Origin of the sequence: Mesorhizobium sp. LNHC209A00, assembly GCF_000502915.1 — a bacterium.
Taxonomy (GTDB): Bacteria; Pseudomonadota; Alphaproteobacteria; order Rhizobiales; family Rhizobiaceae; genus Mesorhizobium.
Window position 1 is genome coordinate 182,818 of the sequence record NZ_AYWT01000004.1, and the last position, 15,180, is coordinate 197,997.

Here is a 15,180-nt window from a genome sequence, read left to right on the forward strand (position 1 = left end):
CCTGATGAAATATTCGATCTTCTCGCTCGCACGTGCCGCTCTATCCGGCCACAAGAACTGGCAGCGCACCTGGCGCGACGCGAGCCCGAAAGACCACTACGACGTGGTGATCGTCGGCGGCGGCGGCCATGGGCTTGCCACCGCCTGGTTTCTTGCCAGCGAGTACGGCATCAGAAACGTCGCCGTGCTGGAAAAGGGCTGGATCGGCTCCGGCAATGCCGGCCGCAACACCACCATCATCCGCTCCAATTACGGCCTGCCCGGCAATACCGGCTTCTACGAATTGTCGATGAAGCTTTGGGAACGGATGGAGCAGGACCTCAACTACAACGCCATGGTCAGCCAGCGCGGCGTTCTCAATCTCTATCATTCCGACGCGCAGCGCGACGCCTATGCGCGGCGCGGCAACACCATGCGCATCAACGGCATCGATGCCGAACTGCTCGACCAGGCAGCACTGAAGAAGATGCTGCCGTTCCTGAATTTCGACCATGCGCGTTTCCCGGTGCAAGGCGGGCTCTTGCAGCGGCGCGGCGGCACGGCGCGGCACGACGCGGTGGTTTGGGGCTACGCCCACGCTGCCAGCGAACTCGGCGTCGACATCATCCAGAATTGCGAAGTCACGGGCTTTGTCAGGGACACCAACGGCAAGGTGACTGGCATCGAGACCTCGCGCGGCAGGATCGGCGCCGGCAAGGTCGGCATGGCGGTGGCCGGATCCTCATCGCGCGTCGCGGCGATGGCTGGCCTGCGGCTACCGATCGAAAGTCATGTGCTGCAGGCCTTCGTCTCGGAGGCGATCAAGCCGCTCATTCCCGGCGTCATGACGTTTGGCGCCGGCCATTTCTATGTCAGCCAGTCCGACAAGGGCGGGCTGGTCTTCGGCGGCGACATCGACGGCTACAATTCCTATGCCCAGCGCGGCAACATGCCTGTCATGGAAGATGTCTGCGAAGGCGGCATGGCGCTGATGCCGATGATAGGCCGCGTGCGCCTGTTGCGCCAATGGGGCGGCATCATGGATATGTCGATGGACGGCTCGCCGATCATCGACAAGACACAGGTCGACGGGCTCTACCTCAATGCCGGCTGGTGCTATGGCGGCTTCAAGGCGACACCCGGCTCAGGCTTCGTCTTCGCCCATCTGCTTGCTCGGGACGAATCGCATGCCGAGGCCGCCCGCTTCCGGCTCGACCGGTTCCGGTCTGGTGCTGTCATCGACGAGAAGGGCCAGGGCGCCCAACCGAACCTGCACTGAGGACAGTCGAAAAACATGCGTATTGTCTGTCCATTCTGCGGTGAACGCGAGCTCGGCGAGTTCACCTATCTCGGCGACGCCAGGCCGGTGCGGCCAGCACCTGGGGCATCGGAAGACGAGGTCTACGATTACGTCTATCTGCGCGACAACATCGCCGGCGTAATGGATGAGAACTGGTATCATGGCGGCGGCTGCCGGGCCTGGCTGAAGGTCACCCGCAACACGCTGACGCACGAGATTTCGGCGGTTGAACCGGCGGCGGGTGCCGGCGCGAGGCAGGTTGTGAAATGAATTATTTTCGCCAGGTCAGCGCCGCCCCTCACCTGCCTGCCGGCATCCTCTCCCCGTGTAGAGAAGGGGAGAGGGGGGCTGGCCGCGACCTCCGCGCCCTTTTGGCAACGTCGATGATTGGCGAAATCTTTGACGACAGCTTCCTTCTCCCCGTCACTATACGGGGAGAAGTGCCCGGCAGGGCGATGAGGGGCGGCGCGACGCTCCCGCATGAGGGTCAAGCATCGTGACTTCCTTCCAATCCCATCGCCTGACATCAGGCGGCCTGATCGACCGCTCGGCGCCGCTCAGCTTCCGCTTCGACGGCAAGACTTTCTCAGGCTTCCAGGGCGACACGCTTGCCTCGGCACTGGTTGCCAACGGCGTCAAGCTGGTTGGCCGCTCGTTCAAGTACCATCGCCCGCGCGGCATCCTGACCGCGGGATCGGAAGAACCTAACGCGCTGGTGGAACTGCGCAGCGGTGCACGGCGCGAGCCGAACACCAAGGCGACGACAGCGGAGCTCTATGAAGGGCTCGACGCCGCCAGCCAGAACCGCTGGCCGTCGCTCGCCTTCGACGTGATGTCGGTCAACCAGCTGTTCGCGCCGATCTTCGTCGCCGGCTTCTACTACAAGACCTTCATGTGGCCGGCGAAGTTCTGGGAAGCGATCTATGAGCCGGCGATCCGCCGCGCCGCGGGGCTCGGCCGTGCAGCCGGCATTGCCGACCCGGATCATTACGACAAGGCCTGGGCGCATTGCGACGTGCTGATCGCCGGGTCTGGCCCGACGGGCCTCGCAGCCGCCCTCGCGGCAGGCCGCGGCGGCGCTCGCGTCATCCTGTGCGAAGAGGATTTTGTTCCCGGCGGGCGCCTGCTTGCCGATGGAGGCACGATCGACGGCATGGCTGCCGACGAATGGATCGCGCGCACGCTCAGTGAGCTTGCCGCCATGCCTGATGTCCGCATCATGACGCGCACCACGCTGTTCGGCGTCTATGATGGCGGCACCTATGGCGCGATCGAGCGCGTCAGCGACCATCTACCCTCGCCGCCGGAGCACCAGGTGCGCCAGCGACTATGGCGGATCGTGGCCAAGCGCTGCGTCGTCGCGGCAGGCGCGCTCGAACGGCCAATCGTCTTTGCCGGCAACGACACGCCGGGCGTGATGATGGCGTCCGCCATGCGCAGCTATATCGCACGTTATGCCGCGGCACCGGCCAGACGCATCGCGCTGTTCACCAACAATGAGGACGGCTGGCGCACCGTCGAGGCAGCGCTCGGGGCCGGACTGCAGGTCGCCGCCGTGATCGACGCGCGCGCGGAAATCTCGTCCGAGCACCGCTCGCTTGCCAGCAAGGGCGGCTTTGCGGTTCTGCATGGCTCCGTCAGCGGCATCGATGGCGGCAAGAAGGGCGTGCGCAAGATTTCCGTCTCACTCACCGGCGGCGCGCGGGCCGAAGTGGAAGCCGACGGGCTTGCCGTTTCCGGTGGCTGGAACCCGGCGGTCGGGCTCACCTCCTATCATCGCGGCCGGCCGAAATGGCGCGACGATATCGCCGCCTTCGTGCCCGACGGCGCGCCTCCGGGAATGGTCGCGGCTGGTGCCGCCAACGGCGCCTTCGGGCTTGGCGCCTGCTTGCGCGAAGGATTTGCGGCGGGCGAGGCCGCGGCACGTGATGGTGGACACGGCAATGGTTCAGGCTCCACGCCGGTGGCCGACGACGAAGCCTTCTCGCTGACGCCGCTTTGGCACATTGCCGGCAAGGGCAAGGCTTTCGTCGACCAGCAGCATGATGTCACCGCATCGGATATCGAGCTGGCACAGCGCGAAGGTTTCGAATCGGTCGAGCACCTGAAGCGCTACACCACGCTCGGCATGGCGACCGACCAGGGCAAGACCTCGAACGTCGCCGGCCTCGCCATCATGGCGGCGGTCACGGGCAAATCCATTCCCGATACCGGCACGACAATCTACCGGCCTCCCTATGTGCCGGTCGCCATCGGCGCCTTCGCCGGCCATCATCGTGACGAGAATTTTCACGCCACGCGGCTGACGCCGTCGCATCACTGGGCCGCCGAACAGGGCGCGATCTTCGTCGACACCGGCCTGTGGAAGCGCGCGCAATGGTATCCGCGCGCCGGCGAGAAGGACTGGCTGGAATCGGTGACCCGCGAGGTCAAGGCGGTGCGCTCAGGGGTCGGCTTCTGCGATGTCTCGACGCTGGGCAAGATCGACGTGCATGGCGCGGACGCCGGCACTTTCCTCGACCGCGTCTACATCAACACCTTCTCCACTCTTGCGGTGGGAAAAGCGCGCTACGGGCTGATGCTGCGCGAGGACGGCATCGTCTATGACGACGGCACCACGTCGCGGCTGGCCGAGGACCACTATTTCCTCACCACCACCACGGCCAAGGCCGGCCTGGTGATGCAGCATCTCGAATTCTGCCGGCAGGTGCTGTTTCCGGAACTCGATGTGCAGTTAACCTCGGTCTCCGACCAGTGGGCGCAATTTTCGATTGCCGGCCCCAAAACCCGCGACCTGTTGAAAGAGATCGTCGATCCTTCGGAAGACCTTTCCAACGAAGGGTTTCCCTTCATGGGCGCGCGCGAAGTCGCGTTGCGCGGCAGCGTCAGGGCGCGGCTGTTCCGCATTTCGTTCTCGGGCGAAATGGCGTTCGAGATTTCGGTGCCGGCGCGCTACGGCGAGGCGATGGCGCGCAATCTGATGATTGCGGGCAAGCCGTTCGGCGTGACGCCTTACGGCACCGAGGCACTCGGCGTCATGCGCATCGAAAAGGGTCACGTCGCGGGTCCGGAACTCAGCGGCACGACCACCGCGGCCGACCTCGGCCTCGGCAAGATGATGTCGACCAAGAAGGATTTCATCGGCCGCGTCATGGCCGGACGCGAGGCGCTGATCGCAGCGGATCGTCAGGTCGTCGTCGGCATCAAGCCGACCGACAAGGCCCGGCGCCTGCGTTCCGGCGCGCACATCATTCCGAAGGGGCAGACACCCGGGCCCGACAACGACCAGGGCTACGTCACCTCGGTCTGCTTCTCGCCGACATCAGACCAATGGATCGGGCTTGCACTTGTCGAACGCGGCCGCGAGCGGTTCGGCGAGATCGTGCATGCGCACGATCCTCTACGCGGCGAGGGTTACGATTTGGAACTGTGCAACCCCGTCTTCTATGACCCGGCTGGAGGGCGCCAGCGTGGCTGAGTTTGCCTGGGAAACCCGCAGCCCTCTCCACCGCGCACTCGTCGCCGGTCCACATGGCGCGCGGGGCGACGCCGGCGTGACCCTGAGCGAGATCCGCAATTTCGACCTCGTCCAGGTGATGGCGCGGCGCGGCAAGACGGCCGAGATGGCGAGCGCCGCGAACGCGCATTTCGGCGTGGCGGTCCCGGAAACGCCGAAGACGGCTGCAGCAGTCGAAGCCACGCTCATCTGGTCGGGACCGGATCAGTTCTTCGTGCTGTCGAAGGGCAGGCACACAGTGGAGTCGCTGGCCCTGGTTTTCGCGACCTCGGCTTCGCTATCGGACCAGTCACATGCGCGGGTGTTGATCAGCATTTCCGGCAACAAGGCGCGCGCCCTGCTCGCCAAGCTGTCGTCGATCGATCTGTATCCGACGGCGTTCCCGGTCGGAGCCGCGGCAACCACCTCGATGGATCACACCAGCGTCACGCTGTGGCGCGGCAATGATGCGCCGGACGGACAGGCTGTTTTCACCGCTCTGGTGTTTTCGACCTTCGCCGAAAGCCTGTGGCACACGATGCTGGACTCGGCTGCCGAGTATGGTGTCGAGATCGGGCATTCGGAGGACTTGGCGTAGCACTGCGCTTCTTCCCCGCCTTGCCAAACTCCGCTCCGCTGCTATTCTTGCTGCTAAAATAATTTCACGCACAGGCAAACTTGTTTCTCGAACCGCAAGGCTGAGATGAGCCAGTCGCCCTACCCCACCGTGACAGCCGGACCGCCCAGGCCAAGCCTGATCCTGCGGCCCGGCCAGATCTCGCTGCCGGCCGGCATGGAGCGCTATACCGTACAGGGGAACGGCGCGGTGCTGATCGAGGTCGAGGCCGGCGATACGATCACCGTTCGCAACGCCGAGGGTGGCCAGGCCTGCGAGTTGCTGGCCTGGGACAGGTCAGGCGCCAGTGATCCCGGCATTCTCGGTGAAAAATCCAACAGCAATGCCGCCGGCATCAAGGCGCTGCTCACCGAGGGCGACGACAGTCTTTCGGCTGTGCGCCGCGGCCTCGAACGTCGCCAGGTTCAGCTTGGGCAGGCCGAGGCGGTGCGCGTGTTTGGCGGCGCCACACCAGCCGGTACCGAGCAGGCATTCACCGTCGCGCGCGACGGTGCGATGCTGATCGCCGCACCCGGCGGTCCGATGCTGGTCGATGGGCACGACACAGCGACGCCGCTCAGCGTCGTCGTGCGGCGCAACACGATCCGCCTGAAAACAAAGCCCCGGCTTGCCGATCCATTGGCCGATCCGGTGCTCGACCTGCGCGTCCATTCGGCGACGGCGGGATCGTATTTCGTCAAGGCGGGCGACTATCTGCAGATCATCGATGTCGACGGGCGCCAGTGCACCGACTTCCAGTGTTTCTCGGCGCGCAAGCTTGACAAGGGGCTCGACCATCCGCTCGACGTCACGACGACACGCACGCTGATGGGCGCGAGCTATCCGATGCCTGGCCTGCATTCGAAATATTACGATCAGGACATGGAACCGCTGGTTGAGGTGGTGCAGGACACATGCGGCCGGCACGATGCCTTCGCGCTCGCCTGCGCGGCGAAATATTACGACGACATCGGCTATCCCGGCCACATCAACTGCTCGGAGAACTTTAATCGCGCGCTGGACGGCAAGGGCGTCAATCCCCGCGCCGGCTGGATGGCGATCAACTTCTTCTTCAACACGGCGATTGACGCCCATGGTGTCATGGTGTCGGACGAGCCATGGTCGCGGGCCGGCGACTATGTTCTGCTCAGAGCGCTGACCGACATCGTCTGCGTCTCGTCCGCCTGCCCCGACGACACGACGCCGGCCAATGGCTGGGACCTGACCGACATCCACGTGCGGACCTATTCCAGCCAGCACAAATTCTCGCGAGCGATCGCCAGACGCATGACGCCCGATTCGGACCCGAAAATGACCCGCGAGACAGCTTTCCATTCGAGCTTTGCCAAACACACACGCGACTTCGTCGAGTACAAGGGCTATTGGCTGGCCAATTCGTTCGCCAGGGAAGGCGCCATCGCCGAATACTGGGCCTGCCGGCAGGATGCCGTGATCATGGACCTGTCGCCGCTGCGCAAGTTCGAAGTGACCGGCCCGGATGCCGAAGCGCTGCTGCAATATACGCTGACGCGTGATGTCAAGAAGCTCGGCGTCGGCCAGGTCGTCTACTCCGCCATGTGCTACGAGCATGGCGGCATGATCGACGACGGCACGCTTCTGCGGCTCGGCAAGGACAATTTCCGCTGGATTGGCGGCGACGATCTGTCCGGCGAATGGCTGCGCGAGACGGCGACAAAGCTCGGCCTCAATGTGCTGGTGCGCTCGTCCACCGATCAGATGCACAACATCGCCGTGCAAGGGCCAAAGAGCCGCGCCATCCTGAAGGAGGTGATCTGGACCTCGCCGCTGCAGCCGTCGATGGAGGAACTCGAATGGTTTCGCTTCGCCGTCGCCAGGATCGGCGGCGGCAACGGCATCCCCGTCGTCGTTTCACGCACCGGCTATACCGGCGAACTCGGCTACGAGATCTGGTGCCATCCGCGCGACGCGCAAAAGGTTTTCGACGCGATCTGGGAGGCCGGACAGCCGCATGGGCTGAAGCCGATGGGCCTGCAGGCGCTCGACATGGTGCGCATCGAGGCGGGACTGATCTTCGCCGGTTACGAATTTTCCGACCAGACCGACCCCTTCGAGGCCGGTATCGGCTTCACCGTGCCGCTGAAGAGCAAGACCGACGATTTCATCGGCCGCGAGGCGCTGATCGGGCGCAAGGATCATCCGCAGACGAAACTGGTCGGCCTCGACGTCGACAGCAATGTCGCCGTCGGCCACGGCGACTGCGTCCATGTCGGCCGCGCCCAGATCGGCGTCGTCACGTCGGGCATGCGTTCGCCGGTGCTGAGCAAGAACATCGCGCTGGCGCGGCTCGACGTCACTCATGCCGCTATCGGCGCGGAGGTCGAGATCGGCAAACTCGACGGCCATGCCAAGCGGCTGCCGGCTCGGGTCGTGGCCCTTGCCCACTACGATCCGCAAAAAACCAAACCACGTTCCTGACCTGCCCTTTTGGGCTAGCAAAGCGCCCGCCGGCCGCACCTCCGGACGCTTTGCCGTTCCCGCGCGCAAGCGTGATGTGCATGGTTTCACAAATCGCTTGACGTGACAGCGCGCCGGATCAATCTTCACTCTTAAGAAAAAAATACGACTGAGTGGAAACACCGCGGCCGGAACGATCATTTGCCGGGGAGTAAGTTTCGCGTAGCCGAGGCACCACTGGCGGGGAACATCGAAAAAGGGGAACTTATCCACATGAGCACAATAAGTACGGTCCTGGACCAGCCTGCCGAAAGCAAGCTGCTCAGGCATATCGACTGGCGCGGCGCCTTCTGGGTGGCGAGCGGCGTTCCGGCGCTGGTCCTGTTCTCGATCGGCGGCATTGCCGGCACGACGGGAAAGCTGGCGTTCCTGATCTGGACGGTGTCCATGATCATGGGCTTCCTGCAATCCTTCACCTATGCCGAGATCGCCGGCCTGTTCCCGAACAAGTCCGGCGGTGCCTCGATCTACGGCGCCACCGCCTGGCTGCGCTACTCCAAGTTCATCGCGCCGCTGTCGGTGTGGTGCAACTGGTTCGCCTGGTCGCCGGTGCTGTCGCTGGGCTGCTCGATCGCCGCCGCCTATATCCTCAATGCGCTGGCGCCGGTGCCGCTGTTCACCGAGGCCTCGCCCGATGTCGTCGCCTACATCGCCGCGCATGCCGGAACGGCGCCTGCCGACGCCATTACCGCGGTAACCGCCGCCGCGACGCCGGCGATCCGCAACTGGACGCTGTGGAGCCACACGCTAGGCCCGGTGTCATTCACGCTCAATGCGACCTTCTTCATCGGCGCGGTGCTGATGCTTATCATCTTCTCGATCCAGCACCGCGGCATCCTGGGCACTGCCAGCGTGCAGAAATATATCGGACTGCTGGTCATCATCCCGATGCTGATCGTCGGCGTGGTGCCGATCTTCACCGGCCAGATCGACTGGTCGAACTTTTCGCCGCTGGTGCCGCTCGCCGCCGCCTATGCACCTGAGCCCGGCTCCTGGAACATCGCCGGCTGGACATTGGCGCTCGGCGGAATGTTCATCGCCGCATGGTCGACCTATGGGTTCGAAACCGCCGTCTGCTACACGTCGGAGTTCAAGAACCCGGGTACCGACACGTTCAAGGCCATCTTCTATTCCGGCCTGCTCTGCATGCTTTTGTTCATCCTGGTGCCCTTCACCTTCCAGGGCGTGCTGGGCTTGAACGGCATGTTGGCAACACCGATCGTCGACGGCTCCGGCGTGGCCGATGCGCTGGCCGGCATGGTCGGCGGCGGCAGGCTTATCCACAGCCTGCTGGTGATGCTGATGATCCTGGCGCTGGTGCTGTGCATCATGACGGCGATGGCCGGCTCGTCGCGCACGCTCTACCAGGGCTCGGTCGACGGCTGGCTGCCCCGTTATCTCAGCCACGTCAACGAGCACGGCGCGCCGACGCGGGCCATGTGGACCGATCTGTGCTTCAATCTGGTCGTGCTGGCGATCGCCTCGGCCGACGCGACGAGCTTCTTCTTCATCCTCGCCGTGTCGAACTGCGGTTACATCATCTTCAACTTCCTCAACCTCAATGCCGGCTGGATCCACCGCATCGACAACGGCCATATCGCACGGCCATGGAAAGCACCGAGCTGGCTCTTGGGGATCGGAGCGATCTTCGCCTACGTCAACGCGATCTTCATGGGCGCAGGCGCCAAGGTGTGGAACCCGATGGCGCTGTGGGCTGGACTGATCACGGCGGCGCTGATCATCCCGGTGTTCTGCTTCCGCCACTACATCCAGGATGGCGGAAAGTTCCCCGACCATATGCTGGCCGATCTCGGCATGACGGGAGCCGACCTTTCGGTCAGGAAGGCGGGCATGCTGCCCTATCTGACGCTGGTTGCCGGCGTGGCGGTCATGCTCATCGCCAATTGGGTATTCGTCATCTGATGGTCTGACCGCGGCCCAAGCCACCGCAGCAAGGGAAACCGGCCGGTCGCAAATCGACCGGCCGGTTTTTATTCCGCCGCCAACGGCAGTTGCGGCCGTTCGATGCGTTCGATCTCTCCTTGATCCGGCGCCTGCTCGTCGGTCTTCGCCTTCTTCGGCTCGCGGCCGAAGAAGAGCGCATAGCCCGCCGGCAGCACCAGGATGGTGAGCACGGTGGCGACCAGAATGCCGCCCATCATGGCATAGGCGAGCGGTCCCCAGAACACGCCGCGCGAGATCGGGATCAGTGCCAGCACCGCCGTCATCGCCGTCAGCACGATCGGCCTGAAGCGGCGCACGGCCGAGCCGACGATCGCTTCGGAACGGTCCATGCCCTTGGCAATGTCCTGGTCGATCTGGTCGACCAAGATGATCGAGTTACGCATGATGATGCCAAGCAGGGCGATGACACCGAGGATGGCGACGAAGCCGAACGGTGCACCGCTGATCAGCAGAGCCGCGGCCGCACCGATGATGCCGAGCGGGCCGGTAGCCAGCACCAGCATCGCCTTGCCGAAATTCTGCAGCTGGATCATCAGGAGCACGACGATGACGGCCAGCATGATCGGCGCCTTGGCGGCGATCGAAGCCTGGCTTTCGGCCGAATCCTCGGCCCCGCCTTGGATCTCGATCTTGTACCCGGGCGCCAGGCCATCACGCAGGCCCTGCATGTCCTTGTACATCTTGGTGACGACATCGTTTGACTGCACGCCGTCTGGCAAGGTGGCGCGCACGCTGATCGTCGGCAGGCGGTCGCGGCGCCACTCGATGCCTTGCTCCAGCACAGGCACCACCTTGGCCACCTGCGACAGCGGCACGAAGCCGCCGAAATCGGTCGGGATATAGACCGAGTCCACCGAGGACAGCAGGCTGCGGCTGGCATCCGGCTCGCGGGCGACGATCGACACCGTCTCCTCGCCGTCGCGGAAATCGTCGAGCGGCGCGCCGGACATCGTCGCCTGCAGCATCTGGCGGATGCGCTGCGAGGTGACGCCGAGCGCACGGGCGCGGTCCTGATCGATGACCAGCTTCATCGCCGGAACGGGCTCCAGCCAGTCGTCATGGACGGCGCCGAGCAGGGGATCCTGCCGGAACTTCGCCTTCACTTGGTCGGCGATGCGGCGCACCTCCTGGCGGTCCGGACCCATGACGCGCATCTGCACGGGCCAGCCGGTCGGCGGTCCGAGGAACAGGCGGTCGACCTTGGCACGGATCGAGGGGAAGTCCTGAGCCAGAACCGTGCGCAGCTTGACGATCAGCCGCTCGCGCGCCGGCTCGTCATTGGCCATGACTAGCATCTGGGCGAAGTTCGGGTTGCGCAGTTGCTGGTCGAGCGGCAGGAAGAAGCGCGGGGCGCCCTCGCCGATATAGGTGGCGATGAAACGCTTGTCCTTGTCGTCCATCATCTTGGCTTCCAGGGCCTTGGCCTGCGCCTCGACCTCCTTGATGCTGGTGCCTTCCGGCAGCCAGAGGTCGACGAGAATTTCGGGCCGCGACGATTGCGGGAAGAAATTCTGCGGGATGAACTGGAACGCCCAAAGGCTGGTGCCGAAGGTCGCCAGCGTCATCACCAAAACGATGATGCGATGGCGCACGGCCCAGCTGACCGTGGCGCGCAGCCGACGATAGAAGCCTGTATCGAAGGCGTCGTGATGGCTGCCGGCATGCTTGCGCTGCTTCAGGATCATATAGCCGAGCCAGGGCGTGAAATAGACCGCCACGAACCACGACACGATCAGCGCGATGCCGACGACATAGAACAAGGTGCGCACATATTCGCCAGCCGTCGAAGCAGCGAACCCGACCGGTATGAAGCCGGCGGTGGTGATCAGTGTGCCGGTCAACATCGGGAAGGCGGTCGATGAATAGGCGAAGCTCGCCGCCTCGATCTTGACCAGCCCCTCCTCGAGCTTGCGCTCCATCATCTCGACGACGATCATGGCATCGTCGACAAGCAGGCCGAGCGCGATGATCAGAGCGCCCAGCGAAATGCGCTGCAGGTCGATGCCGATCTCGTACATGATGGCGAAGGTGGCGGCGAGCACCAGCGGTATGGCGATGGCGATGACCAGCCCCGAGCGCCAGCCGATCGACAGGAACGAGACGACGAGCACGATCAGCAGCGCTTCGCCGAGCGCATGCATGAATTCGCTGACGGCGTCCGTGACGACGCCCGGCTGGTCGGAAATCTGGTCGACCGAAACGCCATAGGGCAGCGCCTCCTCGAAGCGCTTGTAGGTCGCCTCGACATCCTTGCCGACATCGGTGACTTTAAAGCCCTTGGCCATGACCACGCCAAGCTGCACGCTGTCGTGGCCATTGAAGCGGTATTTGCGCTGGAAGGGGTCCTCCAGGCCCGAAGTGACGGTGGCGATGTCACCCAGCCGGGTAACCTGGCCGCCGGCGCGCAGGCGCAGTTCGCGGATGTCGGCCGCCTTGGCGACGTCGCCTTCAACCGAGATGCGCACCGAATTGACGCCGGTATCGACTGAACCCGAGGGATCGACATTGTTCTGGCCCTTGATCGCGTTCTGCAGGTCGGTCAGCGTCAGGCCGCGTTCGGCCAGCGCCTTGGACGAGACATCGATATAGAGCTTTTCCGGTTGGTCGCCGATGATGACGGCCTTTTCGACGCCGGGCGTCGTCAAAAGCATATCGCGCGCCTGGATGGCGAACTTCTTCAATTCGGGAAAGGAGAAGCCGTCCCCGCTGATCGAATGCAGGGTGATAAACGTGTCGCCGAACTCGTCGTTGAAATACGGGCCGAGCAGGCCCTGCGGCAGATCGCCCTGGATATCGCCGACCTTCTTGCGCACCTGGTAGAAAGCATCCGTGACTTCGGCGGCGTTGGTGTCACCCTTGATCTGGACGGTGATGATGGCGCTGCCGGCGCGGGTGAAGGAACGCACGAAATCGAGATGCGGCGTCTCCTGCAATTTGCGCTCGATCTTGTTGACGACCTGGTCCTCCATCTCCTGGATCGAGGAGCCCGGCCAGATCGCCTGCACGACCATGACGCGGAAGGTGAAGTCGGGATCCTCCTTCTGGCCCATGCGCATCAAGCCGAGCGCGCCGGCGATGATGATCAGCCCGAACAGGAACCGTGCGATCGAGGGATGGCCGATAGCCCAACGCGACAGGTTGAAGGGCCGCTTTTCTTCAGTGGGGGTCGTCATCGGTGGTGGTCCACTTTGCTTGGGTGCCGGCGCTTCGAAAAAGGGGCTTCTAGGAAGCGCGGCGCGCGGAACGAAATCATCTGCGTTCGATACTGGCTTCCGGGCGGCGTTGCTCTCGAACGGAGAGACACTCATCGCGGTGGGACGCGAGGATCGATGCGGGGGGTACATCGGCCTTGACGTCTCGACTTTCGGGCACGCCGCCCGGAAACCCGCGGCCGCGTGAACGCGCGGCCGACCTGTCTGTCGTCAGCGCAACTGGCTGGCTTCGTCGCCCTCGGCCGAAGCGGACTGTTGTGCGGTTCCGCCGGGGAGTTTCACCTTCAGGTTCTCGGTCATGAACTGCGTACCGGCGGCGACCACGACGTCACCCGGTTTCAATCCCTCCGCGACACGCACGCCATCGGGGGCGAACTCGGCGACCTTGACCGAACGGGCGTGCACGGTGTCGGCGCCACGATCGACCGTCCAGACGATTGACTGGCTGTCTTTCTCGGCCAGCGCACTGAGCGGGATGGACACGAGCTGCTTTTCGTTAGCCGCCGACGCTTCGATATTGGCGGTCATGCCGAGCAGCACGCGTGGGTCGTTGGGCAGGCTGACGCGGACGGCAAAGGTGCGCGACTGCGGATCGGCGCTGCCGGCGACCTCACGAACCTTGCCACCGAGCTTCAGCCGATCGTCCGACCAGAAGCCCGCGTTGACGTCCTTGCCCGGCTTGAACTCGGCGATCTCCATTTCCGGAACCGCGATCAGCACTTCCTTTTCACCGTCGACCGCGACGGTGACCACGGGCGTGCCCGAGCCGACCACCTGGCCGACATCGGCGTTTACCGCCGTGACGATGCCATCCCTGTCGGCCTTGAGGTCGGTATAGCCGACCTGATTCCTGGCCTGGGCAAGCGTCGAGCGTGCGGAGTCGCGCGTGGCGACTGCCTGGTCGTAGGTCAGTGTCGCCTGTTCGAGCTGCGATTTCGGCGCGAAGTTCTTGGCGAAAAGCTGTTCGGCGCGCTTGCGGGCGAGTTCGACCGTCTCGACCTGCCGTTCGGAGGCATCGAGTGCTGCCTGCGCGCTCTTGACCGACAGGTCATAGTCGGAGGGATCGATGCGGGCGAGCACGTCGCCAGGCGCCACGTGCTGGCCGATGTCGACGAGACGCTCGGTGATCTTGCCATTGACCCGGAAACCCAGCGTGCTCTCGGTGCGGGCGCGCACCGATCCGGAATAGGACAGCGTGCGGGTGTCATGCGCCTGGGCGATCTCGACGACCTTGACCGGGCGGACGATGTCCTTCACCTCGGCTTTTTCCTGCGAGCAGGCGGCGAGCGCAAGCGACGCGACGATCAGGCCGGCAGCCGGCAGCTTGCGAAGGATGGAACTGGGCAAAAACATCTTGGTACTCCCGACTGGAGACGGACTGTCGACACCGGCACCGGCTGGCGGCGGCTATTTCAAGGCTCTGATGGCGTAATCGATGAGGTCGTCGGGCATTGCCCGATTGGTCTTGGCGAGGCACTGCGCCACCATCTGCGGATGGCACAGGATGACGGTGGCGGCACCGAAGCAACGCGATGCGGTCACTGGGTCCTGCTTCCTGAACTCGCCGGCCTCGATGCCCTCGCCGATCACCTCGGCGAAGAGATCGTGAATGCTGTCGACATGCTTGTCGATCACGCCCCAGTCCCGCTCGAGCGCGACGATGACCATCTCGTGGACCTTCTGGTCGTCGAGCATGACCTCCATCGTCAGCTTGTACTGTGCATGCACATAACGACGCAGCCGCTCCTCGGCGCTGATCGGCAGGTGCATGATCTCGTACGCCATCTTGTAGCTGGCGCCGAGCATCCGGCCACATACGGCCTGGTGGATTTCGACCTTGGAAGCGAAGAACCTATAGATGTTCGCCGGCGACATGCCGAGTTCACGGGCGATGTCGGCGACATTGGTCTTGCCGTAGCCATAGTGCCGGAACAGGCGCTCGGCGCAATCGAGAATGCGCGTTACATTTTCCTGTCGGGCGACGTCGGCGACAATGTTGGCGGCTTCGGACATTAGCTCTCTGTCAAATAACAAGTGACGAATTTCGATTTTCATCACTCGTAAATCCAAATGAGCAGGGTGTCAACACCGATTCGATGTACGCGTACGATAGGTG

At 64.0% G+C, this 15,180-nt stretch carries 9 protein-coding genes; 6 read left to right on the top strand and 3 right to left on the bottom strand.

The annotated features are described in order from the left end of the window. Positions 1-4: 4 nt before the first annotated feature. From X739_RS153295 to X739_RS153265, 6 genes are all read left to right on the top strand, one after another. Complete coding sequence (locus X739_RS153295) at positions 5-1,258, top strand: sarcosine oxidase subunit beta family protein (protein WP_023794621.1); 1,254 nt, start codon at positions 5-7, stop codon at positions 1,256-1,258. A 15-nt stretch (positions 1,259-1,273) separates the two neighbouring features. Beyond that, a complete protein-coding gene (locus tag X739_RS153290) occupies positions 1,274-1,549 on the top strand; it encodes a sarcosine oxidase subunit delta (protein WP_023771064.1) in 276 nt (91 codons plus the stop codon). A 226-nt stretch (positions 1,550-1,775) separates the two neighbouring features. Continuing rightward, a complete protein-coding gene (locus tag X739_RS153280; protein ID WP_023794622.1) occupies positions 1,776-4,757 on the top strand; it encodes a sarcosine oxidase subunit alpha in 2,982 nt (993 codons plus the stop codon). Continuing rightward, a complete protein-coding gene (locus X739_RS153275; protein WP_023794623.1) occupies positions 4,750-5,373 on the top strand; it encodes a sarcosine oxidase subunit gamma family protein in 624 nt (207 codons plus the stop codon). The genes X739_RS153280 and X739_RS153275 overlap by 8 nt, the downstream gene beginning before the upstream one ends. Positions 5,374-5,478: 105 nt before the next feature. Further along, positions 5,479-7,848 (top strand): aminomethyltransferase family protein, encoded by a 2,370-nt coding sequence (locus X739_RS153270; RefSeq protein WP_023794624.1) that lies wholly within the window; start codon positions 5,479-5,481, stop codon positions 7,846-7,848. A 252-nt stretch (positions 7,849-8,100) separates the two neighbouring features. Further along, complete coding sequence (locus X739_RS153265) at positions 8,101-9,810, top strand: APC family permease (RefSeq protein WP_023794625.1); 1,710 nt, start codon at positions 8,101-8,103, stop codon at positions 9,808-9,810. Positions 9,811-9,878: 68 nt separating this feature from the next. Here the strand turns inward: X739_RS153265 and X739_RS153260 are convergent, their stop codons facing one another. From X739_RS153260 to X739_RS153250, 3 genes are all read right to left on the bottom strand, one after another. Beyond that, the gene (locus X739_RS153260; protein ID WP_023794626.1) at positions 9,879-13,025 is read right to left on the bottom strand and encodes an efflux RND transporter permease subunit; all 3,147 of its coding nucleotides are present in this window, start codon (positions 13,023-13,025) and stop codon (positions 9,879-9,881) included. 249 nt (positions 13,026-13,274) lie between these two features. Continuing rightward, the gene (locus X739_RS153255) at positions 13,275-14,417 is read right to left on the bottom strand and encodes an efflux RND transporter periplasmic adaptor subunit (protein ID WP_023794627.1); all 1,143 of its coding nucleotides are present in this window, start codon (positions 14,415-14,417) and stop codon (positions 13,275-13,277) included. A gap of 54 nt (positions 14,418-14,471) precedes the next feature. Continuing rightward, complete coding sequence (locus X739_RS153250) at positions 14,472-15,077, bottom strand: TetR family transcriptional regulator (protein ID WP_015318925.1); 606 nt, start codon at positions 15,075-15,077, stop codon at positions 14,472-14,474. Between the last annotated feature and the right edge of the window lie 103 nt (positions 15,078-15,180).

Excerpts from the sequence above, each read along its gene's own strand:
- X739_RS153250 (WP_015318925.1), bottom strand. The coding sequence starts at position 15,077 with ATGTCCGAAGCCGCCAACATTGTCGCCGACGTCGCCCGACAGGAAAAT.
- X739_RS153260 (WP_023794626.1), bottom strand. The coding sequence starts at position 13,025 with ATGACGACCCCCACTGAAGAAAAGCGGCCCTTCAACCTGTCGCGTTGG.
- X739_RS153265 (WP_023794625.1), top strand. The coding sequence starts at position 8,101 with ATGAGCACAATAAGTACGGTCCTGGACCAGCCTGCCGAAAGCAAGCTG.
- X739_RS153255 (WP_023794627.1), bottom strand. The coding sequence starts at position 14,417 with ATGTTTTTGCCCAGTTCCATCCTTCGCAAGCTGCCGGCTGCCGGCCTG.
- X739_RS153295 (WP_023794621.1), top strand. The coding sequence starts at position 5 with ATGAAATATTCGATCTTCTCGCTCGCACGTGCCGCTCTATCCGGCCAC.
- X739_RS153290 (WP_023771064.1), top strand. The coding sequence starts at position 1,274 with ATGCGTATTGTCTGTCCATTCTGCGGTGAACGCGAGCTCGGCGAGTTC.
- X739_RS153270 (WP_023794624.1), top strand. The coding sequence starts at position 5,479 with ATGAGCCAGTCGCCCTACCCCACCGTGACAGCCGGACCGCCCAGGCCA.